This window comes from Cyanobacterium sp. IPPAS B-1200 (assembly GCF_001747005.2).
In the GTDB taxonomy this organism is placed as follows: Bacteria; Cyanobacteriota; Cyanobacteriia; order Cyanobacteriales; family Cyanobacteriaceae; genus Cyanobacterium.
Genome location: NZ_CP182899.1, coordinates 1,916,141 through 1,940,469, shown reverse-complemented (window position 1 = coordinate 1,940,469; position 24,329 = coordinate 1,916,141). Strand labels below are relative to the sequence as shown.

Genomic DNA, 24,329 nt, shown 5'->3' with positions numbered 1-24,329 from the left:
AACTAACTTTTTTATGAAAAATCATTTATTTCTACAAACAATTCAACATCAACAATATCAATTAATAATCAGCTTAATTGCCCATTGTTAATTATCAATTATTCAGTGTTTTCCGTGAAAACGAATACCAAGGAAAAAATCATAAAGAAAACTGCCAAAATTTCTACCATTCATTAAGTCTAAAGATTGATCACAACCTTTAGCGTCTAAGATAGGTTTGGCGGCATAGTAAGCAGATTGATACTTATACCAAGGAATAGAAGGCCAAAGATGATGAATTAAATGATAATTCTGTCCTAAAATTAGAACATTTAAAACTTTCCCTGGATACACCCTTGCATTTTTCCATCTGTTCGTTTCCTTAAAAGGACGATGGGGTAAATAATCAAAAAACAACCCTAACGCAATGCCTACCACCAAAGCCGGTACAAACCAAAAATTCATCACATAGCCAATAAAACCATAATGAATTGCCAAAAATACAATAGTAAATAGAAATAAACGGCTTAAAAACCATTCCAAAAGCTCATATTTACGCCACAATTTACGCTTAAAGAAAAATATCTCATGATAGAAAAACCTAGCGGCAATCATCCACAAAGGGCCTCCCGTAGAAACAAAATGATCCGGATCATTCTCAGGATCGTTAACATGGGCATGATGTTGTAAATGTACCCTTGTAAACACAGGGAACGCAAAACCCAACATTAAAGCACTACCATGACCTAAAATGGCATTTATAATACGATTGCGGTGTCCACTATTGTGGGAAGCGTCATGAATCACTGTGCCTGAAAGATGTAGGGCTAAGACATTAGAACAAAAACAAATCCAACTAGCCCATCCCCATAAAAAATAACCACAAGTTGATATGGTAATTAGTAAAATTGCACTTATAAACATTATGACGTTAGGGTTAAAGCCATCGGGTGCTTTTAGAAATTCTTTTGGTATTGTTGTTTTCAATACAGATGCGGACGACTGCATTGCTGATGTTTTCTCCTTCCTTTATTAATTTATTTCCTTGTGGTAGTTTACAATATTTTTGACTACTCCGTAAAGTTTTGTAAATTAATTTCAGCTATTAATGCCCCACCGTAACAACCATAACCATTTATTAAGTATTAATGTTTTTGTTTTCTGAGATGATAAATACCTTTGTGATAAAAAACAAATTAGAAAAATATTCTTTGTAGGGTAATATATTTTTTTATTGGAATAATTAATTTGTGGGTAATTATTTTTGTTGTTTTGTAACTATTAAGAAAATAAAGATTTTTTCTGGTAAATGAAGTGGTTAGTTTTCATAAAGAGTATTTCTTTGACCATAAGGGCGATTAATAGAGGTAATAGCTTTTTGAATAGTTGCTACGTCTAAACAGGTGCCTCCTTTTGCTCCTGCCATGGTGGTAATATGCTCTTCCATCAGTGTACCGCCGATGTCGTTACAACCCCACTGCAATGCCTGTAATGCTCCTTCTAGTCCTAATTTAACCCAGCTGGGTTGATGGTTGATAATAACATCCCCCAAGACTATACGAGAAACCGCAGTTAAAACAAGGGTGGCTAATAAATCGGGTTGATTCCGCCCCACTCTATTTCGTAAGGGTTTGGGGGCTTCTTCTCCCACGAAAGGAAGTAAAATAAATTCGGTTATTTTGGCTGGATAATCATTAACTATAGCAGTTTCCTGGAGCGATCGCACTTTAAATAAATGGTCTAATTGTTGCTCTGGGGTTTCGATATGTCCGCACAACATGGTGCTTGTGGTTGGCACTCCGAGACTATGGGCTGTCGAAATAATTTCCATCCATACGAAAGTATTAATTTTTTCAGGACAGATTATTTTTCTTACTTTATCATCTAAAATTTCCGCCGCAGTGCCTGGCATTGAACCTAAACCATGATCTCTAAAAGTAATAATTACATCCCTAAAAGTAAGATTATCTTGACGGGCAATAAACTCTATTTCTTGGGGGGAAAAACCATGTAAATGTAATTGTGGAAATTCTGTTTTTATACCTTTAATTAATTCTAAATAATACTTTAAACTACTTCCTTGAATTTGTGCTTGAGGATTTAAACCCCCTTGCATACAAATTTCTGTGGCACCAACATCCATAGCATCCTGACATTTACCTAAAATAGTTTCAATATCTAACCAAAAAGCTCCTATCTGCCCTTCATCTTTTCTAAAAGCACAAAAACTACAGTGTTGCTCACAAATATTCGTAAAATTAATATTACGATTTACCACATAGGTAACTCTATCTCCTACTTGTTTTTTTCTCAAATTATCTGCTTCTTTTCTTAGCTCCTCAAGACTACTATTTTGATAGTTTCTTAAAATATTTAAAAGTTGCTCTTTTGTATATGTGAGATAAATTTCATTAGACATTATTTTTTATAAAATTAGACATCATATAGATCATATTCTTAAATATATTATGAGAAAACAGTATAGTTATGATTCAATCAAGACTAGCTTAACCCTTTAAACAAGGGGTTTAAACCCCTTGCGACTAATAGTGATCAGTTTCTATCTTTGTTTTTTAGTCTCAAAATTATACTTTTTCATCCCATTCTAAATAGTCAATAAACCAGAAGGATTAACTGATAATAAATCTCTCCGTTTCAAGCCCTCTTTATGGAGAATACCATTAGCCGATAACAAACCGCTACTAATAGCCCTTTCCATCAAACCGCAAGGGAAAGGCATTTTTACCCAATCCCCAGCAAACATGAGGTTTTTAAGTTGGGTTTCGGTGACGGGGCGTTGCTCAAAACTATTGGGGGGATACCCTGAGAAGTTTTTCTGGTTTACTAATTGTTTATGGAGTATTTTAGCGTCTTTTAAGGCAGGGACAATTTCTGATAATTCTCTCTCAAAGGTTTCTAAAATTAGCTCTTGGGTAGGAAATTCTTTTTCTTTGTAACAATAAGAATGCAATTCCACCACACTACCTCCCGTTTTTTGCGCCCAAGCGATGTATTCATTTTGGATGCGATGATATAAACAAATGCTATCGGTGAGGGAATATCCCGACAAGGAAGCAAAATTACTATGTTCCCATTCAAAGTCTTTATCTAGCCAAAACCTAGCCACCGCAAAGGGATCAGCTAATGCTAGTTGTTTAACTTGGGCTTGGGTAGTGCTGCAAGTTTCCCCATCTACTTCCATGAGGTTGAATAGGTGTTTTACCCCTGGCACATCCGTTGAGATAACGAAATAATCGGCTTCTAGTACCTCTGGTTTAACGTTTTCGTCAGGATTATTGGCGATGAGTTGAATTTGGTCATCTTTTTGTCCTATAACAGTATAGGTGTTTAAACTACGTTTCGCAGGCCCTTGTAATAAAGTTCCATCATTTTCGTAGAGGGCGGAATGACAGGGGCATAAAAATTTACCATCTTCTTGTTTGTTGACGATACATCCTTGGTGGGTACAACTGAGGGAAATTGCTTGTTTAGTATCTTTGGTAACGGCAAAGAGGCGATCGCCCGCACCATAATAATTATATTGCTCATCTTCCAATAGAGGATTGGCACTAACCCAAAAAGGAACACTACTCTCCCCTTGTCCTTGATAATATTCTAAGGAAGTAATTTTGTCACCATCACATTTTATTTTACTGATATTCGCCTCAGTCACAACCCTACCACCATTGTTTATTATGGTATCAGCAATGGGATTAACTAAACTTCTACCCATATCATCCACCGTGCCATTAAAAGCCAATCCTTCAGGATTACCAAAAAAGTAAAAATGGAAAAACTGCATTAATTCACCAGTACTAAGCATATCAGGAGCATTGAGAGAAGACTTAGCAAAAGGTAAAAAGTATAAATCAAATAACCCTTGAGGAATTCCCTTGGCTGCCCAATCTTTCACCGAAATATTATCCAACTCATGATAGGTATTAGGAATTTTGAATCCTGCAATCGTCCTAAAAACCCGCCAATGTTCAGGATTTGCTAAATTAATCCCCCAATGAAGGGCATTATCACTCGAAATAGCCAAATCAACAATATTCCATGGAAAAGCCGAATGACTAGGGCGAAAATTCTCAGGTTTATATTGAGCATCTTTAAACACAACGGAATAAAAATCAAGGGACTTAAAATTGTCAGTAATATTAATTTCACTAACAATGCTTTTAAGATTATAGTATTGGGGGAAAAATCCATGGAAACCATGTTCCATCCTAAACTTTTCATCCCCTACTTGAATATCCCAACTGGCAATTTTCCCCCCCAATTGGGGCGACTTTTCTAATAAAGTAACTTCAAAACCCCTTTGGCTTAATTCATAGGCAGAAGCCAACCCAGCCAAACCTCCACCAATGACAACCACTTTCTTTTTCTTGGTTAGATAACGGGGTAAATCGAGGGTATCTCCTTTGTGTATCGTTGGTTTTGGTTTTGCCACCCTAGAATACCCCACAAGTCCGAGAATACTACTGAAAGCAAAAAATTTTAATAAACTGCGACGAGAAAAACGACTATTCATGAAAAAAAATGAAAATAATGACTAAAAAACTTAATATTACTTTACCAAATTATTAAATTCAAAGGATAAAAATTAATGAGAATTTACCAAAAAACTTTGATAATTTTCCATTAATCCTATTGGGTTTGTAAATAGGTTAAAAATTCAATCAATTCTTCGTCTGATAATAGATGACGGGATTTTTTTCCATAGGTTTCGAGTAAATATTTTTTACCTTCTTCTTGAGTCCAACCCAATCTTTTTAATTCTATGGTAGTTTGGTCTATTACTTGACTAAAATCAACGGCATCAGTTAAGTCAAATTTATTATTTGGGGGTGAAATAACTTCAACTTCTTCTGGCTTTTCTTCTTCTTGGTAGGATAAAGGTAGTTCTGTGCTATTAGGCAAAGTTTCTTCAGGCTCTATTGTTTGATTATCAGAAGCTATAGTTTCTGTGATAGGAGGGTTATTGTCTAAAGCTGGAATGGGATTTAATTCGGCCTGTGGGGGAGGACTAATTTTTCCTTGTTTTTCTGGGGTCACCGCTGGGGGAGGGGTTAATATTTCTTTATCAGGAGTAGGGATATTTTTAGGTATTTGGGGTTTTGAAGGGCTAACATTAACCGTTGGGGATGGATTGTTGGGGGATTGTGGAGGGGATGAGGTAATAATTGTTTGGTTTATCAATTTTAAGACTCTTTGACGGGCTTTATCTTCGGCTTCTTCGACACTGTAAGCGGAGGCTAGGGCGCTACCAATGGTTTTGTTTTCTTGTTGTGCTTTTACTTTTACTATATACTGACCGTGATCAATGGTGATTAGTTTACTGGTTAAAACAATATTACTATTCATAAGAAGATTTTGATTAAAGAAAAAGGGAAACCAAACACCACTAATATAATAGTTTCGGTGTGATTTTCCCTCTATCTTATTATTTATTTTCTTTTAATTTTCGCTAATGTCTTAAATAATTAGTAAAAATGTTCTTAAAATCTAATCTTAAGCGTTAGCTAAGTTTTGAGCGACAAAATCCCAGTTTACTAATTTACCTAAGAAATCATCGATATAAGCAGGACGCTTGTTTTGATAATCTAGGTAGTAAGCGTGTTCCCATACGTCCATGGTAAGGAGGGGAGTTTGCCCTGCGGTGATAGGGTTGTCTGCGTTTCCAGTTTTGGTTACTTTCAAAGTACCGTTGTCTAGGACTAACCAAGCCCAGCCGCTACCAAATTGAGTGGCACCAGCTGCTTTGAATGCCTCTACAAATTTATCAAAGCTACCAAAGTCAGCGTCAATTTTAGCTGCTAATTCTCCAGTGGGAGTACCACCACCATTGGGCTTCATACATTGCCAGTAGAAGCTGTGATTCCATGCTTGGGCAGCATTGTTGAATACACCGGCTTTACTAGCGTCACCTGCAATGCTTTTGATTACTTCTTCGATGGATTTAGATTCTAATTCGGTACCTTTGACTGCATCATTGTATTTACTTACATAAGCGGCATGATGTTTGTCATGGTGAAATTCTAGGGTGCTTTTAGAGATACAAGGCTCTAAGGCAGTGTAGTCGTAAGGAAGGGGTGCTAATTCGTAAGTCATATTATTTTTTATTGCCGTAGTTTAGTTTTATAAATAAATCTTAACAAACTTTCTTTAGTTTTTAAGAATGATTCTTAGTTTGCTATTCCCAAGCTATCATCTAAGGGCGATCGTTGTCAAGTTGCATAAGTAATGAATGAAATTTTCCCATGGAGACTATTTTGTTGTGACCAACATCTGAAGAACGCAGAAATTAACAGAAAAATCTCATCAGAAATTTATATGGTCAACTTATGATTATGAGTTGAATGGGAATTTCAGTAATATAAACAAGAACTAAGTTGCACGGGAAGTGAGAAAAAGTGTTAAGCTACCAAAACTTGCTCACAAAGTTTATCCTCTAACTCAACTTCTTCTTGGTGAGTTGATTTAATAGCTTGGGTGATAATTTCAGGAATACTCATACCCTGATCATATTGATGGAGCCATTGTTGAGCTTGATTACCCTGTTCTAACATTTTATAGGTAGGGCTGAGAAAACAACTAAAACCTTTTGCCTTGGCAATGGGGAATAATTCGGGTAAAAGTTGTTCTATCCATTCTTTAGCAACAATCTTTCGTCCATCTTGCCAGTGAAAAAGTTGAGCATTTAAACTATTTTTACTAACTGCTTGCTCATTATATTTAACCATTTTTAATAGTTCGGTTTCTTTAATGGTACTTTGGGTTAAAGGATCTAAATCTTTATTTTCTAAAACCTGCCAAATTCTCGCCTCGATGATGGCGGTAATGGCTAACAAGTGTATGGGGTTTAATACTAAATCCGATATTCTCAATTCCAAACGATTGAGACTGTAGGGGCGGTTATCCCCGTTAGGACGTACAGAACACCACAAATGTCTTACATTTTGCATGGTACCGAGAATAAGTTGTTCTTGTGTCCAATCAATAAAATGTTGGTGGTTGTGGAATAGGGGTACATCTTTGGGGGTATGGGGAAACAAATGCCAACGGGTGGAATGATACCCAGAGGGTTTGTTATCGAGGAAGGGAGAAGAGGCACTAAGAGCGAGGATGAGGGGGGCTTCTAGTCTGATGAGACGATAGGCTCTCATGAGCGTTTCAATGTCATCGATGCCGATGTTGATGTGGATACTGGCGGTGACGATATTGGTATGGTAAGTGTTTTCGATGTAGTCATGATAATGATTATCTGGATCTGAGCGATGAAAACGACTACTATCTCCGAGGGAAAGGGTGCTACCCGGTACGATGGTATAGTCTCCAAGGGATTTTAGATAGTTTCGTAAGTCTCTACGGGGGCGTAATAAGGCACATAGGAGGCGATCGTAATTACACAGAGGGGCGGTGGTATATTCTACATTACGACTATCTGGCTCTCTCACAAAACCATGTAAGTCTCTGACGATTTGACTAGAAAGCCCCACTACCTTTCCTTCTGGTGTTCCTGTATAGACTTCAACCTCAAAACCCTTTGATAGTAGCACCGCTTTTCCTCAATTTTTAGTGATCATTTCATTCTCAATTATAAGTCCAGAAAGGTTATAGAACAATTGATAATTAATGAACAGTTAATGCTCTAAGACTTCATGGTTGAGAACTAATACCATTGGCTTCGCCACTTTTGTAATTCCTCTATTTCAGCTTGTTGGCTATTGATGATATTTTGAGCTACGGCTTGTATTTCAGGATTATCAGATTTTTCTAGGGCATCTTGAGCCATAATAACCGCCGCTTCATGATGAGGAATCATAGCATCGATAAATCTTAGGTCAAACTGTTCATCTTCTGCCCCTAAATCCATATCCATGGTCATCGCCATCATTTGTTCAGGGGTCATGGGGATAGTTTGATTAGTCTGAGGATCCCATGCTGTAGGTGTTTCCGGTGCGTCAGGATACCAATCAGAGCGCCATTGTTGCATTTCTAAGATTTCAATTTGTTGAGCTTGTGCTATCTCCGTCGCTAGATTTTGGATTTCTGGACGGGAGGACTTTTCTAGGGCTTCTTGAGCCATAGTCAAAGCTCCTTGATGATGGGGAATCATGGCATCAATAAATCTAAGGTTATACTGTTCGTCGGCTTCTCCTAGGTCCATGGTATGGTTCATCTGACTATAGTCCATGGAACCGTGATCCATCATACTGTGATCCATTGATTTTTCCGTGATACCAATTTCAGAATCGGCTCCCCCAAGTCCGAGGGGGTCGTTTTCTTCTGGACTTGTACAAGCCCCAATAATACCTGTCAGGCTAGTGATGAAAATGGTCAAAATAATTTTATTTTTTAACATCGTAGAATATTTGCGTTATGTATTTTTTTCCGAGAGATAGCCTAACATTTATTTTTTTTGTTGGTGGTTTTATGATGCTCTGGAATATACCGAATGTAAGAATCAGGCAAAATCACTCATGGCAACCTAAGTCAATCCCGACAAAAAAAGTCGGGTATAGTTGACAGTTTCATGATGAGTTGTTATGCTTATATTCAAGCAATCATCGATTAATTAGAAATTTCCAGTAAGTAGTTAAAGCACACGGAGAAAAAAGCATTATGACAACTGCGATCGCAACTGACACCACCAAGAAAAAACCAACTTTCACAAAATTAGTATCCAAAGAGGGCGGAACAGAATATCCCCTCAAGGCGATGAATATTTGCGAAGAAACCTTCGCTCCCCTCGAAGTTGCCTATGATTACGATGAAATTCGTCGTCAGGTGAGCCGTGAAAGTATTGCCGCAGGCCCTAACTCCATTTGGCGTTACAAGCCGTTTTTACCTGTAGAAACCGACAACCCCATCGATGTTGGTACAGGAATGACTCCTTTAATGAAGTCCAATCGTTTGGCCCGTCGCTTAGGTCTAAAAAATCTCTATATTAAAAATGATGCTGTTAATATGCCCACCCTTAGCTTTAAGGATCGGGTAGTCTCCGTTGCTTTAACTCGTGCCAAAGAATTAGGTTTTACCACTGTATCTTGTGCTAGTACAGGAAACCTCGCTAACTCCACCGCTGCGATCGCCGCTCATGCTGGTTTAGACTGTTGTGTATTTATTCCCTCCGACCTCGAAGCAGGTAAGGTATTAGGTACTTTAATCTACAACCCCACCGTCATGGCGGTAAAAGGAAATTACGATCAAGTTAACCGTCTTTGTTCAGAAGTAGGTAACACCTACGGCTGGGGCTTTGTGAACATCAACCTCCGTCCCTACTACTCCGAAGGCTCCAAAACCCTCGGTTACGAAGTAGCAGAACAACTGGGCTGGAAATTACCTGATCACATTGTTGCACCTTTGGCTTCTGGTTCTTTATTCACCAAAATTTATAAAGGATTCCAAGAATTTGTCAAAGTTGGTTTAGTAGATGACAAAGAAGTTCGTTTCAGCGGTGCGCAAGCGGAAGGATGTTCTCCCATCGCTCAGGCTTTCAAAGAAGGAAGAGACTTTGTAACCCCTGTGAAACCTAACACCATTGCCAAATCCATTGCGATCGGGAATCCTGCTGACGGTGTTTATGCCCTTGATATTGCCCGTAAAACTAACGGTAATATTGAGTCAGTAACTGATGCTGAAATCATTGAAGGAATGAAACTTTTAGCCGAAACTGAAGGTATCTTCACCGAAACCGCTGGAGGTACTACCATCGCCGTGCTTAAGAAGTTAGTGGAAGCAGGAAAAATTGACCCTGAAGAAACTACCGTGGTTTACATCACTGGTAATGGTTTGAAAACCCAAGAAGCTGTACAGGGTTATATCGGTGAACCTCTTTTAATCGATCCTAAATTAGACAGTTTTGAAAGAGCTTTAGAGCGCTCTCGTACTCTTGGTCGCCTAGAATGGCAACAGGTTTTAGTGTAAAATAGATTTCTAAACAGGGGGTTTATGACCCCTTGTGTTCCGAAGACTTTTTAAGGGTCTTTTTTTTTGCAAAATTATTATTATTTAAAAAATATTCATAGAACAATGGCAGTAAAAGTATTAATTCCCACCCCCTTACAAAAATTCACCAAAGAAGAGGCTACCGTTGAATGTGAAGCTACTAGCGTAGCAGGTTTGATTGATTCCCTAGAGGCTAATTTTCCCGGTATCAAAGCCCGTTTGTGTGATGAGCAAGGCATTCCCCGTCGTTTCCTCAATTTCTATGTTAACAGTGAGGACATCAGATTTTTAGATAATACTGACACTGCTTTAAGTGATGGTGATGAGGTAAGTATTGTGCCTGCGGTTGCGGGAGGTTGATTATCGAATTGACAATTATTCTGAGGGTTGAACATTGTTCAGCTCTTTTTTTTTGTGATTATTTGTTTAATACTTTTGTTCTACTGGCTGAATTTCTCAACCCCTTTGCTTTCAGCATCTCCCCTTGCAAGGGGAGAAAAAGAGATTTTAAAAATACTTAATGGTAGGTATCGCTCACTTTAATAATAATTAGGTTAGAAAATCTAAAGGATTGCTCATATTTTTTGCAAATCCTAAGATTCCTTGATCTCGATGTTCATAGATTAAGTTACCTTGATTATCGAACAAAAATGTTGCACCTCTTTGGGTGATGTAGCGATCATCTGGTACATAGGTTCGCCAATTATTTAACACTTCCACCATGTTTTTTAGTCTGAGGGTGGCTAATTCAAAGGGGCGTTGATAATTTTTTCCTGCTTTGTTAAAAAATTCTCCTTTGATAGCTGGTAGGGGTTTTATTTTTATTTCTTCTTCGTTTTTAAATAATGAGGGTGAAGTGCGATCGCCCTTATAACCCCTAAAAACCTCTTTCAGCGTGCCTTTACTACCAATTCCAGCGCACATTAACAAGAGATTTAACCAAGCATTTTGAGCCTCTGAAAAGAAGGGTAAACCCCAACTTAAACCCTGATATAACCCCAACTCTCGATGAATGTCGGCAGTAGTATCAATAAATAAATATTCTTCAGGAAACCCCGTATATTGACAAAACCTTTTCCCTGATTCTATGTTTCCAATGGCGATCGCCCTTACGGCAATGTTATTATTTTCAATAAAATCCCACTTCCTTTGCAACCACCAAGCATATTCCAAAGTATCAAAATCACCGAGTTGGGGCAATACTATCATTAAAGTGCGCTGGACATTTTCACAACCAGACAACACAGAAATCATCTCGCCATCACTTACCCTTTGTCGTCGGGTTTCTTGGAATATAGTATAGGGGGCAAACTGCCCTACCGTTGCAGAATTAGTCATGGGGGAATAATTGATAATTGATAATTAAATTTTATCTAATTTTTCCGCTGACTTTGAGACACCAGTCCTGAATCATTTGTAAAAACTTGAAATTACATTCCCCCCTCGCCTTTTGGGAGAGGGGTTGGGGGTGAGGGTAAATTAATTTTAAAATTACATTCCCCCCTTATTAAGGCAGGGGTGATTCAAAGTAGGGAGTAAAATAAAAGAAAGGGTGAATGTTTTCTAGTAAATTAGAAAATGCTCACCTAATTGTTTTACATTCAATAATGCTTAAAAGTCTAGTAGAAAAACTTCAACAAATCGAGGATTATCGTAACCCAAAAGGGAAAAGACATCAATTATGGGTAATTTTAACAGTTTTTATACTAGGAACAATCTCTGGGTTTATCGGCTACAGAGCCATAGGAGATTTTTGTCAATATAATGAAAAAGCACTATCTAAAATGCTGAAGATAAAAAGTAATAACCTTCCTTCTTACTCTACTATTAGAAGGGTTATTTCTAGTTTTGACCATCATTTATTAGAATCTCTTTTTAATCAATGGTCTCAAGAATTAATTTCAGTACAACAAGAGCAAGAATATTTTTCTATCGATGGTAAAAGTTTAAGAAATACTGTCACAGATAAGTATGGAAATCAACAAGATTTCATTGTATTTATCTCTTTATTTAATCACCAAAATAAAAGGGTTTATGGTTTAAGAACATTTCAGAATAAAAAAGGATCTGAAATTCCCTATAGTCAAGATTTGATAACTAATAGCACTGTTACCAACGCTGTATTTACTCTCGATGCTTTACACTGTCAAAAAGAGACTACTCGCAAAATTATTGAATCTGATAATGATTATTTAATCACTGTAAAAAAGAACCAGAAAAAACTATATCAATCCATTGATGATGTCGTTAAATATCAATGTTCTCGTAGTAGTTTTTATGATACTGATTTTAGTCATGGTCGTCATATTACAAGAAAAATATCTGTATATAATCCACCAGAAAACATTGACCCTCGTTGGATCAGTATTAAATCCGTTATTGAAGTTCAACGAGAGGGATTTCGAGGTTCAAAACCATATCAACAAACACTCTATTATATGAGTAGTCTCAAAAAAGATGCTATGGTTTTTGCTCAAAAAATTAGAGAACATTGGAGTATTGAAAATAATTTACACTGGATTAAGGATGTAATTTTAAAAGAGGATCAATCTCCTATCAAAAACCTTAATGCCGTTATTAATATCTCTATTCTCAAAACTATAGCGTTAAATCTTTTACGCTTACTTGATTTTCCTTCGGTGACAAAAGCCCAGAGATGGCTCTACTCCAGACTTGAGTCTCTTTTTTTTCTCTTAGAATGAATCACCCCTGCCCTTATTAAGGGGGGTTAGGGGGATCTTATTCCCTTACCTAACCACAAAGACAATTAAACCAATTAATCAAAGTCTCCAACTGCTGAGTCGGCTTCACCGCACCCAATCCCCTGACAATCACCTTCTTCTTGCCATAGACAAAACGACCGTGTAAATGGGGAGGCAACTTTTCTAATAATAGATTCCAACCAGGTTCTAACATAGGAGTTTCCAAGATAATATTTTGCTTTCCTTCAGGTTTAATGCGAGAAAAACCAATGGATTTTGCCTTATGTTTCAAATCCGCCACCTGTAACAACTGTCGGGCAGGTTCAGGAATTTCCCCATATCTATCCAACCAATCCCGCTCAATTTGCTTAATATCTCGATCGCAAGTAACCGTCGCCACCGCTCGATAAGCGTCCATTTTTTGCTCCACATCGGTAATATAACGATTAGGAATAAAAGCAGTAAGATTTAAATCTATTTGGGTATCCTCCACCGTGGGAATTTCCTGCCCTTGAATTTCGTCAATGGCTTCCTTTAACATCTCCGTGTACATCTCAAAACCAATGGCTTCCACCTGCCCCGACTGCTCTGCACCCAAAAGACTACCAACCCCCCTTATCTCCATATCACGCATTGCCAGATGATACCCCGAACCTAATTGGGAAAACTCCTGCAATGCCCGTAAACGCTTCCTAGCTTTGTCTGAGAGGTTAATATCATCGGGATATAATAACCAAGCGTGGGCTTGAATCCCAGAACGTCCTACCCTCCCGCGCAACTGGTATAGTTGAGCCAAACCAAACTTTTGGGCATCCTCCACAATGATGGTATTTACCCTCGGAATATCTAACCCAGACTCGATGATGGTGGTACAAATCAACAAGTCTGCATCCCCATTATTAAAACCTAACATAGCCGATTCCAATTCCCCTTCGGGCATCTGTCCATGGGCAACACCAATACGCAAACTAGGGAACATTTTCTGTAACATTTCCACTACCTTATCCATGCCTTCGATGCGAGGTAGCACATAAAATATTTGTCCTCCCCTATCCAACTCATTACGGATAGCAGTGCGGATTATCCCTTCATTAAAGGCTCCGATGTGGGTTTTAATCGGGCGACGACTGGGGGGAGGGGTGGTAATAAGGCTCATTTCTCGCACCCCAGAAATAGACATATAAAGGGTACGGGGGATGGGAGTAGCACTGAGGGTGAGAACATCCACGGAGGTTTTCATGGCTTTGATTTTTTCTTTTTGATTTACCCCAAATCTTTGTTCTTCATCTATTACTAATAAGCCTAAATCTTTATATTTAATGGTCTTGCTTAAAAGTTGGTGAGTACCCACTACCACATCTAATTCCCCTGTGGCTAATTTTTGCATAATTTCTTTTCTTTCGGAGGCGGTGCGAAAGCGATTTAATAAGCCCACATTAATGGGATAAGGGGAGAATCTTTCAAGTAAGGTATGGTAATGTTGTTGGGATAAAATGGTGGTGGGAGCTAAAAAAGCAACTTGTTTATTCCCTGCAGTAATGACTTTAAAAATGGTTCTAATGGCTACCTCTGTTTTACCAAATCCCACATCTCCACATACTAAACGATCCATGGGGCGATCGCTCTCTAAATCTATTTTTACATCCTGAGTTGCCTTTAATTGATCTGGGGTTGGTTCATAGGGAAAAGAGTCTTCTAATTCCCTTTGCCATGGAGAATCTTCGGGGTAAACAAATCCTGTTAAATTAGAACGAGTGGCATATAATTTTACTAGGTCAACCGCTAATTTTTTAATGGATCTACGGGCTTTGTTTTTAAGATTATCCCACTCTTTTCCTGTCAGTTTATATAATTTAGGAGGCTTATCTTCACTAGAACGATAACGGCTTAATACTTCTGAATTTTCTGCTGGTACTCTCAAAATACCATCAAGATATTTTATTACTAAATATTCACGACTAGCTAAAGTTTCTAATTCAATAAATTGACCGATACCATGGTGTTTATGAACCACAAAATCATTAGGTCTTAACCTGTCTAAATCAATCTGTTTTGAGGCGGCTTTTCTCCTTTTTCGGATGTAGCTCGGAGTAGCTAAATTATGTTGTCCAAAAAACTCTTTATCGGTGACAACTGCTATGCGAAAAGTAGGTAAAATAAAACCTTCTAATTCTGCTTGTCCTGAGTATTTCAAAGCAACGGCAGTATTTTGCCGATGGGACTTTTCAATGGTGGGAAAATCAAGATGATTAGAGATGAATTGGGTAGGGCAATCATGGTCTTGTAAAAGAGCAACAGAGCGCATGGGTTGAGCAGAAATCAACCAAGTATTATACTTACTTAAATCGATGGTGTTATATACTTCTTTTTTACCCCTAATTATTTCCCCTAATTTGGCAAATTGATGGGGACTAATAGGCAGAGGACGAGAGGATAAGTTGAGACTATTTTCTTGGTTTTCTTGGGCAATTTCTGTTAAATGAATTTGAGGATATTTTATTTGAGTTAAGGATTTTTCAAAGACACGATGGAGGGGTGGTAAAAGATCCTTATTTTGCCCGATGGATTCATTTACTAACTGCCATTTTTCCTCCGCTTGTTCTGTCCAAATGCGACTATGGGCAAAACATTGGGCTGGTTCGTCCATGGCGACCATGGTATTATCATCAAAATAATCGAGGATACTTGCCACAGGGTCAAAGGCAAAGCCCAGAAAACGGGTAACACCTTCGGGATAAATATCATTTTCTAAATTATCTTGCTCTAGGGGGGTCAAGTATGGTCTAATTGTCTCTATGGTGGAGATGTTTTGCAAAATAATGCTATCCCACGAACTAGGGGTTAAGTTCAGACTCTCGATTTTGTCTAAGCTACGTTGAGAAACGGGGTCAAATTCTTTGATTTGTTCTAGTTCATCCCCAAAAAACTCTAATCTGATGGGTAATTCTGCGGATACGGGAAATATATCTATCAAATCTCCTCTTTTCGCCCACTGTCCTTCGATTTCGACTAAATTAACCCTTTCATAACCCATATTTGCCAAGGTAAGGTCAATTTGTTTACTATCTAGGGTCATTCCCTGCACTAAATTTAAGCAGTATTTACTGAAAACATCGGCGGGGGGGAGATGGGGTTGTAGGGCTTGTTCGGTGGTGACGACGGCAATGGGTTCGTTATTACTAATTAAACCGCTGAGAGTCTGCATCTGTCCCCAAATCATCTCGGATTCGGGGTTGAGGGCTTCGTAGGGACTGGCGGTGGTAGTGGGATAGAAAAAAACTTGTTTCCAGCCCATGGCTTCAATATTTGCCATCCAACGGGCGGATTCTTCGAGGGTGGCACAGATAATTAATAAATTTTTGTTCTGTTTTTGGGCAAGGGCGCTGGTGACTAAGCCTTTTACGAGTCTTGATGCCCCTTGGAGATGGAAGGGTTTATCGGGGTTGATTTTATTGATTAATTCGTTGGTGAGGGGAGAATGTGCGATCGCCCTTATAACAGAAGAAAAGGTCATTTAATAACAATTGGGAATTGATAATTGATAGTTGATAATTAGTTTTTTAAAATTATCGGTTATCTTAATATATTAACCTCAGTTCGGGATAGTAGTTATCAACATGGTTAGGTGTCAGGCTTGTTATTGGCAGGTTTAATTTCCATCAGTCAAAGAATTAAAGAAAAAAGATTATTATCCATTCTCCATTATCAATTAACACCATTGGTTAACTCTTAACTACCAACTCTAATTATTATATGGAGCTAAGCGGATTCGAACCGCTGACTTTCACAATGCCATTGTGACACTCTACCAACTGAGTTATAGCCCCTTGCTTGTTTAAGCAATAACTATTATGTCATAAACTGATAGAAAAATCAACCAAAATTCCCTAAGACTCATAATTATTTGTTTATTGTCTGAGAATAGCTATAAACTATTGATTATTATTCATAACTGAGTATTAGTAATTTTATTTATATGAAATGTAGAGTTATTGTAATTACATCGGGTAAAGGGGGAGTAGGAAAAACTACTATTACCTCTAATTTAGGTACCGCCATCGCCCAACTAGGAAAAAAAGTCTGCTTAATTGATGCGGATTTTGGTCTGAGAAACCTAGATCTACTGTTAGGATTAGAGCAAAGGGTTGTTTATACCATTATGGATGCCCTTGCGGGGGAATGTACCCTAGAAAAAGCCATTGTTAGGGATAAACGCACCCAAGGCTTACACCTACTCCCTGCGGCTCAAAATCGCACTAAAGATGCCATTACCCCCGAAGAGATGAAGCAGGTCATCGCTCAACTAAAACCCAATTTTGATTATATCCTTGTGGATTGTCCCGCAGGAATTGAAATGGGCTTTAGAAACGCCATTGCGGCCGCCACCGAAGCCCTCATTGTCACCACTCCTGAAGTGGCAGCGGTAAGGGATGCTGATAGGGTGGTAGGTTTACTCGAAAGTGAGGGGATGTCTAGCATTCGCCTGATTATTAATCGTCTGCGTCCTGAAATGGTAAAAATGGATGAAATGATTAGTGTTGAGGATATTATTGATTTATTGGTTGTACCTTTAATTGGTATTGTTCCTGATGATAAGAGAATTATTACATCTTCTAACCGTGGTGAACCTTTGGTGTTAGATAAAGAGCCTTCTTTACCCGGAATCGCTATTAAAAATATTGCGAAAAGACTTGAAGGGGCAGATATTCCTTACTTGGATTTGATGGCCGCTCAAGATAATCTTTTTACCAAAATTAAGCGTTTTTTTGGGATGTCTGATAAGGGTTAATAACTTATTTTTATTTCGCCATGATTTTTATAAATTACTTTTTCTAAGTTTTAGAAAGAGGAAATATATTAATTAATGGAAAAAATGAAATTTTTTCCTAAAAGGCGATCGCACAATAAATATTAATGGTAAATTACTAACTATTATTATCGTTATCTAGTGCTTTAAGTGTTTATTAATGTCTTATTTTAAAGAACTAAATAAAGCCAAATTCTTTTCTTCTTATATAATTATTAATTATTAAAATAATGTAGATATGATCAAAGATATTTTTAATTCTATTACCTCTTGGGGTAATAAAGAAAAAAGCGGCAGGAGTGCCAAAAATCGCCTTGAATTAGTCCTTGCCAACGATAGGGCAGGGGTTAATCCTGAGCTAATCGATAAAATGCGTATGGAAATTTTAGAAGTAGTTAGTCGCTATCTTGATATTGATATTGAAGAGATGGATTTTTCTATTCAAAGTAGCGATCGCACTACATCCTTAAAGGCCAATTTGCCTATCAAAAAAATAAAACGCAATCAAGAAAAATAAATAAAAATTAACCTTTGATTTAGGCATGACTACGATGGGAAATTACCCAACTAAAAATGGGTAATAAAACCACACTCGCAAGGGTAATAATTACCATGATATAAATTGTGTCCATGTATTCAGGAGTCATAAATAATCACCTCTTTTGGATCTGATGGTGTAAAAATAGTAAATATTTTTTTGTATATTTAACTACATTTCCATCATAACAATAAGGCTTAATTAAACGTGGTGATTGTTACAAAAAGCAATGGACAAGATGGAGAATTGAGAATACAGTCTTGAAACTACAAGTATTTTACCTAACACCTAATCCCTAATCATCCATTCAACTCCTCCGAGCGCACCTTAGCCGCCTTGACAGCTTCTATGAGAGCATGGCGAAAACCGTTTTTTTCTAGTTGAGCAACCCCTGCAATGGTAGTGCCTCCCGGGCTAGTAACTTGGTCTTTTAAGATAGCAGGATGGAGTTGTTTAGTTTTGATCAATTCTGCGGTACCTAGCACCGTCTGTAATGCCAGTTGAGAAGCAATGGCACGGGGTAAGCCCACAGCCACACCACCATCGCTCAGAGCCTCGATCATCATGGCGACAAAGGCAGGGCCAGAGCCTGATAATCCTGTCACTGCATCCATCTGATATTCTGGTACTTCTATCACTTCCCCAATGGCACCAAAAATGGATTGGGCTACGGTTAAATCTTCCTTACTTACTTTACCATTAGGGGCGATCGCAGTCATCCCTTTACCTACCAAAGCAGGAGTATTAGGCATCACTCGAATAACTCCAGAGCGAGAAAAAACTGACTCTAATTTATCTAAAGAAGTACCAGCCAAAATAGAAATTATTAAACGAGGAGAATTTGAAAAGTTTATCCCCTCCAATTCAGAAGCCACCAAAGAAAAAATCTGCGGTTTGATAGCTAATAATAAAACCTCGCAATGGTCAAAAAGTTCTTGGTTATTATTGGTAGTCGCTACCCCATAGCTATCCTGCCAATATTCTCGGCGAGAGATTTGAGGTTCACTGACTTGTATTTGATTAGATTGATATATTTTTTGGTCTAAAAGGCAGGAGATGATAGCCTCTGCCATCACTCCCCCACCAATAACCCCTAATTTATAAGACACAGAATAAATAATTACTATATTTAATAGGTTAACGAAAGGCTTAAAAAACTTGACTATTGAGCCAAGGGGGAGGATAAATCAGGCAAAGGGGTATTACTCCAGAGATTATCAGAGAAATTACTGGAAGTAAGATCATCAGAGATGCCATTCTCAGGTTTTTTTCCCACACTAGAGGCGCCTTTTGAGTTGGTAACATGGACGTTTCTGGGGGTAAAGAGGAAAATAGACTCTCCTACTCTTTCACAGTTACCATCGAGGGCTGCGGTGCCTCCTGTCACGAAATCTACAGCCCTTTGAGCTTCATAGGATTCCATTAAGTTTAAGTTTAGTACAACAGTTCTTTGTTGTTTTAATAACTTTATCACTTCCGATGCTTGTTCAAAGGTATGAGGTTCAAAGATTTCGATTTCATTCATGGTGGTGTTAACTCCGGGTAATCCAATTACATTGCTAGGGAAACGACTAGACATTCTACTATTTTGCTCCATATCCATATCATGATTACTATCTGTATCCATGGAGGATGTATGACGGCGACGACGACTCAAAGAAGGGGAGGGGCTGATGGTTGTACTTTCCCGACGGGGTTTAATCCTTTGTTGTAGTAATACCTCAGAATTTTCCTGCTCCTCTTCTTCTATTTCTTCGGACATCATCTCTTCCATTTCCTCTTCATAAGGATTGTAATTATTTTCCTCGTCAAAGGAATCATAATCTCGATTAGGTCCGTTGACAATATTTTTTAGTTTTTCTAAACTGCCAAAAATTTTTTCTCTCACTGCTTTAACTTTGGTTACAACATTTGTATGATAATACCTATTTTTGTTTAATAACAAAAACTTACTTAAGATTAAATCATAAAATGGAATTAGTTACTTTTTTTATGATTAACTTACTATAAAAGTAAGACTTTTTTTGCATAGTAGAAAACTTTTTTAAACTAATTTAGTTATGAACGAAAATACATCCTTAGCTCAAGAGCTAAAAGAGGCTAAAATTGCTTATCATAATGCTTCATTATACGCTCGTTTTCAGGCTGGTTTTTTAGGTAGGGTATCCCACGAAATTCGATCGCCTTTAGGGAGTTTGATGAGTATTCATCAGTTAATCTTGAACGATTTGTGTGAAAGTGAGGAGGAGGAAAGACAATTTATCGCCGAAGCCTATGAGTATAGTAAGAAGTTGATGAATATGTTAGATGAATTGATTGAGATTTCTAAGCTAGAGACAGCCAAGGTTGAACTAGAGTTAACTCCCCTCAAATGTGTTGATTTTTTTAATTTTGTAGCAAAAAAGATGAGGATGCAAGGGGCAAATCGTAATGTAGTTTTGGATGTGGCCATGGTAGATGAAAGTTTAACTATTTTAGCTGATCGTGAAAAGTTAGCCCAAGCGTTTTTTTACTGGTTAGAAGTGGCGATCGATATTACTCCATTAGGTACTATTACTATGGGGGCAGATTGTGAAGCCCCTGCTGATTATTTAAGAATTACCATTAATTTTCCTTTTTGTAACCAGGAGTTTAATGAGTCTAGCCGATTTGAGGATTTACCTTTTCATGAGCAAGGGGGTATGGAGTCTCCTCCGATGTTGTCCAGTGGTGCGAAAATTACCCTCGCCCAAAGTTTAATTAGTTTGATGGGAGGGCAATGTCGCATTGGGGAGGTGACGGAAAAAACTACCTGTTTAGAGATATTTCTTCCCAATTGTGAGACTGTTGCATGAGGTCTTCTGGATTAGGATAGGTATTATATAAAACCATGGTGGTGGTTTCATTTTCGACAAAACCTATTCTTTGATAAAATTTTTGTTGATGGGTGGTGGTGAGATATATTCTTTCTACTCTGTTGAGGAGGGGATGACTGATTAAGGTTTCTACTAATTTGCGTCCTAGTCCTAGTCCTTGATATTCTGAGTCAATCACTACATCCCAAATGGTGGCCCGGTAGATGCCGTCGGAGGTTGCCCTTGCACTGCCGATAAGTCGTTTATTATCCCATACTGATATTACTGGATTACTATGGGCGATCGCAATGGAAACATCTTCAAGATTACGATTTTGTGTCCAAAAAGCATTTTTTCGATACAGTATCAACAATTGATTTAGGTCAATTTTTTCTTTATCGGTACAAAATTTGATGTGACTACAATCCATCTTGATTTCCTCTCTAACCATGGAGATTTGAAAAAAATAAACGAAAAGGTAATGAGTTAATGCTTTAAGTTAAAGTGCTATGTTCCTTATCATCAATTTGAATCTGGCTGATAGGGATAGAAAGAAACAGTTTAAATTAATTTGATTAACCTTGGTGACAATAATCGTAGCAAATATTTTTGAGTCTGTAACACCAGAAAAATGGAGATGTCTTTGAATGATGACAAAAAAAACTCGTTGACAATCAACCATGGACAGGCCACAATAAAGTTTTATTTTTTACTGATTAAACTGTGTTTTTTGGTATCTTAACAATTCTTTCTGGTTGGTTGAATTTTTCTTCTACCCCCCATCAGGTGCCTTTAATTCCTTGGCATGAGGCTTCTATTTTTCAATTACCCACCGAAGGAGATGAGCAAGTAGATATAATTTTTGAGCGGTATTTACAAGGATTAGAAAGCCGTAATATTCCTCTCAATCAACAGGGTATCTGGATTCAAACCCACTGGGCAACTTTGGCGGATAATCGGGGTAAAATTATGGCTCCTGCGGCTTCTATTACTAAGATGGCGACTACCTTGGGAGCTTTGGATAAGTGGTCGATAAATCATCGTTTCCTGACCAAAATTTACACCACAGGAAGGGTTAATGGGGGTGTTTTGGAGGGAGATTTAATTGTGGAGGCAGGAGGTGATCCTTTTTTTGTGTGGGAAGATGCGATCGCCCTTGCTGATAAAATGAGGGAATTAGGCATCGAAAGTATTACAGGAAATCTTGTCATCGTCGGTGATTGGCAGATGAATTTTGAGGAAAATAACCGCACCTCTGGGGATGACTTGCGACGGGCTTTTAATAGTGCAAATTGGAATTATGCCGTAGAAACCCAGTATCAAAAGATGGAAAATCCTCCCCCACGCCCCCAATTAGCCATAGAAGGACAAAATATTTTCCGTGATGGTGTACCCCCCCAAGCCAATGTTTTATATACCCATGAATCGAAACCTTTACAGGAAATTCTCAGGGCGATGAATCTTTTTAGTAATAATTTTATTGCCGATAACCTTGCTCAACAGATGGGCGGAGGAATAGAATTAAGTGCGATCGCATCTAGGCTGAGTAATGTACCCCCCGAAGAAATCCAATTAATAAACGGCTCAGGATTAGGGGAAAATAATCGTATGTCGCCCCGTGCTGCTTGTCGAGTATTAATTGCCATCGAGCAAAAAATAAAAAAAGATAACCTCACCATCGGCGACTTATTTCCCGTGTCAGGCATCGATGAAGGGACTATCAAAGATCGTAACATTCCCTCTGGAATACCCGTTAAAACAGGCTCCCTAGCCGTTGTCAGTGCCTTGTCAGGGGCGATCGACACCCAAGAACGAGGAACCGTCTATTTTGCCATCATGAACTACGCTAACGGCTTAGACGACCTCAGAAATCGCCAAGATCAACTATTAACAGACCTAAGCAACCATTGGCAAATCAGACCCATATTACCCACCTCGACTAGATAAATTATGAGTGATTCACTCTAAAAATTTAAAAAAACTAACACTAAATTAATCACAATCTAATTATCTATCATCAATTATTCATTATCAATTATCTCTCCCCTTTTTATGTAATAATTCTTAAAGAACTTTTAAGATTTCTGATATAAAGCCATGAGTGAAGCCGCCAACGAAAAAACTCTTGCCGAACAAGCCCCTCCGAGTTATGAATGTCGTTCCTGTGGATATAGGTATGTTCCCTCCAAAGGAGATGCTAAAAGTGAAACCCCAGCAGGTACATTATTTACCGACTTACCAAAAACGTGGAGATGCCCCATATGTGGCGCTCGCAAAACAGCCTTTGTCAACATCGGAGCCACCGATGCCCCCTCGGGATTTGCAGAAAACTTAGACTATGGCTTTGGTGTCAATAACTTAACCCCAGGACAAAAAAACCTCCTAATTTTCGGATCATTATTTGTCGGATTTCTATTGTTTTTGAGTCTTTACACATTGGGTTAGATCAAATTTAAAATATATTATGGAATTAAAAATGAACTTATTATTAAATAAGCTAAAACAATTTATTGTAGTTATCACAGTCGGACTATTCTGTGTCAGTTGTGCTGTGGCATCCAACCTCAGCGCCAACCCATGGGATGTAATTACCCTTGATACCGACGCAACCTTTGCTGATGTCGCTTTTACTGATGACTCCAATCACGGTTGGTTAGTAGGTACAAAAGCGAGTCTCTTTGAAACCGTTGATGGTGGAGACACTTGGCAAGAAAAAATTATCGAACTAGGAGACGAAAAAATAACCTTTAATGGTGTTAGTTTCTACGGTGAAGAAGGCTGGATTTCAGGAGAACCCTTTATTCTTTTACATACCGTTGATGGTGGTAAAAACTGGGAAAGAATCCCCCTCAGTGATCAACTTCCAGGAGTACCCTATGGCGTAACCGCCCTTGCCCCCAATACCGCAGAAATGATTACTAACTTGGGTGCTATCTATAAAACTAGCGATGGTGGTAAAAACTGGAAAGCTTTGGTAGAAGGTGCTGTGGGTGTTGCTCGTAACGTCAGTCGCTCTCCTAGTGGAAAATATGTAGCCGTAAGTGCTAGGGGAAACTTTTATTCTACTTGGATACCAGGAGACACGGAATGGACTCCCCATTTACGCAACTCTTCCCGTCGTTTACAAAACATGGGCTTCTTTGATGATGAAAGACTCTGGTTAATTGCTAGAGGTGGAAGAATTCAGTTAACTAGCTCGGCAGATTTTGAAGACTGGGAAGATGTTATTATCCCTGAATATTCTACCAGTTGGGGATTCCTTGATTTAGCTACCCATGAGGATGAAATTTGGTTAGCAGGAGGTAGTGGAAATCTTTTAGTTACCAATGACAGTGGCGAAACTTGGTTTAAGGATAGAGAAGTAGAGGATGTTCCTTCTAATTTGTATCGTATTGTTTTCCCCAATGCAGACCAAGGTTTTGTTTTAGGACAACAAGGGATTTTATTAAAGTACAATCCTGACAAAGCCCCTATGGATTTTGGTGAAGAAGCGTAATCAAATAGTTTTAAGTAAATAG

21 protein-coding genes and 1 tRNA gene are annotated in these 24,329 nt (G+C 38.2%); 9 read left to right on the top strand and 13 right to left on the bottom strand.

Annotated elements, in window-relative coordinates; translation table 11 throughout:
* Positions 1-102 precede the first annotated feature (102 nt).
* The 7 genes from crtR to A5482_RS08825 form a co-directional block, all read right to left on the bottom strand.
* A complete protein-coding gene (gene crtR, locus A5482_RS08855; protein ID WP_069791943.1) occupies positions 103-987 on the bottom strand; it encodes a beta-carotene hydroxylase in 885 nt (294 codons plus the stop codon).
* Between the two features lie 310 nt (positions 988-1,297).
* Positions 1,298-2,398, bottom strand: coding sequence for a 7,8-didemethyl-8-hydroxy-5-deazariboflavin synthase subunit CofH (gene cofH, locus A5482_RS08850; RefSeq protein WP_069791942.1), 1,101 nt, complete (start codon positions 2,396-2,398; stop codon positions 1,298-1,300).
* 186 nt (positions 2,399-2,584) lie between these two features.
* Positions 2,585-4,510 carry an FAD-dependent oxidoreductase gene (locus A5482_RS08845; protein WP_069791941.1) on the bottom strand — a complete coding sequence of 642 codons (1,926 nt, stop codon included), beginning with the start codon at positions 4,508-4,510 and terminating at the stop codon, positions 2,585-2,587.
* A 116-nt stretch (positions 4,511-4,626) separates the two neighbouring features.
* On the bottom strand, positions 4,627-5,343 hold the full coding sequence (locus A5482_RS08840) for a hypothetical protein (RefSeq protein WP_069791940.1): 717 nt from the start codon (positions 5,341-5,343) through the stop codon (positions 4,627-4,629).
* A gap of 147 nt (positions 5,344-5,490) precedes the next feature.
* Complete coding sequence (locus A5482_RS08835; RefSeq protein WP_069791939.1) at positions 5,491-6,090, bottom strand: superoxide dismutase; 600 nt, start codon at positions 6,088-6,090, stop codon at positions 5,491-5,493.
* 305 nt (positions 6,091-6,395) lie between these two features.
* Positions 6,396-7,538, bottom strand: a complete 1,143-nt coding sequence (gene gshA / locus A5482_RS08830; protein ID WP_069791938.1) for a glutamate--cysteine ligase — start codon at positions 7,536-7,538, stop codon at positions 6,396-6,398.
* Between the two features lie 113 nt (positions 7,539-7,651).
* Entirely contained in the window at positions 7,652-8,344 is a 693-nt protein-coding gene (locus tag A5482_RS08825; RefSeq protein WP_083260504.1) for a DUF305 domain-containing protein, read from the bottom strand.
* Between the two features lie 260 nt (positions 8,345-8,604).
* Between A5482_RS08825 and thrC the strand changes: the two genes are divergently transcribed.
* Entirely contained in the window at positions 8,605-9,909 is a 1,305-nt protein-coding gene (thrC, locus tag A5482_RS08820) for a threonine synthase (protein WP_069791937.1), read from the top strand.
* Positions 9,910-10,014: 105 nt separating this feature from the next.
* Positions 10,015-10,290 carry a MoaD/ThiS family protein gene (locus tag A5482_RS08815; RefSeq protein ID WP_069791936.1) on the top strand — a complete coding sequence of 92 codons (276 nt, stop codon included), beginning with the start codon at positions 10,015-10,017 and terminating at the stop codon, positions 10,288-10,290.
* A gap of 189 nt (positions 10,291-10,479) precedes the next feature.
* Here the strand turns inward: A5482_RS08815 and A5482_RS08810 are convergent, their stop codons facing one another.
* Complete coding sequence (locus A5482_RS08810; protein ID WP_069791935.1) at positions 10,480-11,268, bottom strand: peroxiredoxin-like family protein; 789 nt, start codon at positions 11,266-11,268, stop codon at positions 10,480-10,482.
* 269 nt (positions 11,269-11,537) lie between these two features.
* On the opposite strand from A5482_RS08810, the gene A5482_RS08805 reads away from it, so the two are divergent.
* Positions 11,538-12,632, top strand: coding sequence for an ISAs1 family transposase (locus tag A5482_RS08805; RefSeq protein ID WP_069791932.1), 1,095 nt, complete (start codon positions 11,538-11,540; stop codon positions 12,630-12,632).
* Between the two features lie 49 nt (positions 12,633-12,681).
* On the opposite strand, the gene mfd is transcribed toward A5482_RS08805, so the two are convergent.
* The gene (gene mfd / locus A5482_RS08800) at positions 12,682-16,146 is read right to left on the bottom strand and encodes a transcription-repair coupling factor (protein ID WP_069791528.1); all 3,465 of its coding nucleotides are present in this window, start codon (positions 16,144-16,146) and stop codon (positions 12,682-12,684) included.
* Between the two features lie 240 nt (positions 16,147-16,386).
* A tRNA-Ala gene (locus tag A5482_RS08795) sits at positions 16,387-16,459 on the bottom strand.
* 149 nt (positions 16,460-16,608) lie between these two features.
* On the opposite strand from A5482_RS08795, the gene minD reads away from it, so the two are divergent.
* On the top strand, positions 16,609-17,421 hold the full coding sequence (gene minD / locus A5482_RS08790) for a septum site-determining protein MinD (RefSeq protein WP_069791529.1): 813 nt from the start codon (positions 16,609-16,611) through the stop codon (positions 17,419-17,421).
* A 256-nt stretch (positions 17,422-17,677) separates the two neighbouring features.
* Entirely contained in the window at positions 17,678-17,956 is a 279-nt protein-coding gene (minE, locus tag A5482_RS08785) for a cell division topological specificity factor MinE (protein WP_069791530.1), read from the top strand.
* 320 nt (positions 17,957-18,276) lie between these two features.
* Here minE and proC read toward each other — a convergent pair whose 3' ends face one another.
* The gene (gene proC / locus A5482_RS08780) at positions 18,277-19,086 is read right to left on the bottom strand and encodes a pyrroline-5-carboxylate reductase (protein ID WP_069791531.1); all 810 of its coding nucleotides are present in this window, start codon (positions 19,084-19,086) and stop codon (positions 18,277-18,279) included.
* Between the two features lie 53 nt (positions 19,087-19,139).
* Positions 19,140-19,865, bottom strand: coding sequence for a cell division protein SepF (locus A5482_RS08775; protein ID WP_201150091.1), 726 nt, complete (start codon positions 19,863-19,865; stop codon positions 19,140-19,142).
* A 172-nt stretch (positions 19,866-20,037) separates the two neighbouring features.
* On the opposite strand from A5482_RS08775, the gene A5482_RS08770 reads away from it, so the two are divergent.
* On the top strand, positions 20,038-20,811 hold the full coding sequence (locus tag A5482_RS08770; RefSeq protein WP_069791532.1) for a sensor histidine kinase: 774 nt from the start codon (positions 20,038-20,040) through the stop codon (positions 20,809-20,811).
* Here A5482_RS08770 and A5482_RS08765 read toward each other — a convergent pair.
* A complete protein-coding gene (locus A5482_RS08765) occupies positions 20,765-21,241 on the bottom strand; it encodes a GNAT family N-acetyltransferase (protein WP_069791533.1) in 477 nt (158 codons plus the stop codon). The two genes, A5482_RS08770 and A5482_RS08765, sit on opposite strands and share 47 nt — an antisense overlap.
* A 293-nt stretch (positions 21,242-21,534) precedes the next feature.
* Here A5482_RS08765 and A5482_RS08760 point away from each other — a divergent pair, with 293 nt between their 5' ends.
* The 3 genes from A5482_RS08760 to A5482_RS08750 all read left to right on the top strand — a co-directional run bounded on the left by A5482_RS08760 (position 21,535) and on the right by A5482_RS08750 (position 24,307).
* Positions 21,535-22,758 carry a D-alanyl-D-alanine carboxypeptidase gene (locus A5482_RS08760; RefSeq protein WP_083260479.1) on the top strand — a complete coding sequence of 408 codons (1,224 nt, stop codon included), beginning with the start codon at positions 21,535-21,537 and terminating at the stop codon, positions 22,756-22,758.
* A gap of 150 nt (positions 22,759-22,908) precedes the next feature.
* A complete protein-coding gene (locus A5482_RS08755; RefSeq protein WP_069791534.1) occupies positions 22,909-23,256 on the top strand; it encodes a rubredoxin in 348 nt (115 codons plus the stop codon).
* 31 nt (positions 23,257-23,287) lie between these two features.
* On the top strand, positions 23,288-24,307 hold the full coding sequence (locus A5482_RS08750; protein WP_201150092.1) for a photosynthesis system II assembly factor Ycf48: 1,020 nt from the start codon (positions 23,288-23,290) through the stop codon (positions 24,305-24,307).
* The last annotated feature ends 22 nt before the right edge of the window (positions 24,308-24,329 follow it).

What these genes read in the sequence shown, in the direction of transcription:
- A5482_RS08840 (WP_069791940.1), bottom strand. Translation starts at nt 5,343, where the DNA reads ATGAATAGTAATATTGTTTTAACCAGTAAACTAATCACCATTGATCAC.
- minD (WP_069791529.1), top strand. Translation starts at nt 16,609, where the DNA reads ATGAAATGTAGAGTTATTGTAATTACATCGGGTAAAGGGGGAGTAGGA.
- mfd (WP_069791528.1), bottom strand. Translation starts at nt 16,146, where the DNA reads ATGACCTTTTCTTCTGTTATAAGGGCGATCGCACATTCTCCCCTCACC.
- A5482_RS08770 (WP_069791532.1), top strand. Translation starts at nt 20,038, where the DNA reads ATGAACGAAAATACATCCTTAGCTCAAGAGCTAAAAGAGGCTAAAATT.
- minE (WP_069791530.1), top strand. Translation starts at nt 17,678, where the DNA reads ATGATCAAAGATATTTTTAATTCTATTACCTCTTGGGGTAATAAAGAA.
- thrC (WP_069791937.1), top strand. Translation starts at nt 8,605, where the DNA reads ATGACAACTGCGATCGCAACTGACACCACCAAGAAAAAACCAACTTTC.
- A5482_RS08835 (WP_069791939.1), bottom strand. Translation starts at nt 6,090, where the DNA reads ATGACTTACGAATTAGCACCCCTTCCTTACGACTACACTGCCTTAGAG.
- A5482_RS08825 (WP_083260504.1), bottom strand. Translation starts at nt 8,344, where the DNA reads ATGTTAAAAAATAAAATTATTTTGACCATTTTCATCACTAGCCTGACA.
- A5482_RS08805 (WP_069791932.1), top strand. Translation starts at nt 11,538, where the DNA reads ATGCTTAAAAGTCTAGTAGAAAAACTTCAACAAATCGAGGATTATCGT.
- A5482_RS08810 (WP_069791935.1), bottom strand. Translation starts at nt 11,268, where the DNA reads ATGACTAATTCTGCAACGGTAGGGCAGTTTGCCCCCTATACTATATTC.
- A5482_RS08845 (WP_069791941.1), bottom strand. Translation starts at nt 4,510, where the DNA reads ATGAATAGTCGTTTTTCTCGTCGCAGTTTATTAAAATTTTTTGCTTTC.
- A5482_RS08750 (WP_201150092.1), top strand. Translation starts at nt 23,288, where the DNA reads ATGAACTTATTATTAAATAAGCTAAAACAATTTATTGTAGTTATCACA.
- crtR (WP_069791943.1), bottom strand. Translation starts at nt 987, where the DNA reads ATGCAGTCGTCCGCATCTGTATTGAAAACAACAATACCAAAAGAATTT.
- cofH (WP_069791942.1), bottom strand. Translation starts at nt 2,398, where the DNA reads ATGTCTAATGAAATTTATCTCACATATACAAAAGAGCAACTTTTAAAT.
- A5482_RS08765 (WP_069791533.1), bottom strand. Translation starts at nt 21,241, where the DNA reads ATGGATTGTAGTCACATCAAATTTTGTACCGATAAAGAAAAAATTGAC.
- A5482_RS08815 (WP_069791936.1), top strand. Translation starts at nt 10,015, where the DNA reads ATGGCAGTAAAAGTATTAATTCCCACCCCCTTACAAAAATTCACCAAA.
- A5482_RS08755 (WP_069791534.1), top strand. Translation starts at nt 22,909, where the DNA reads ATGAGTGAAGCCGCCAACGAAAAAACTCTTGCCGAACAAGCCCCTCCG.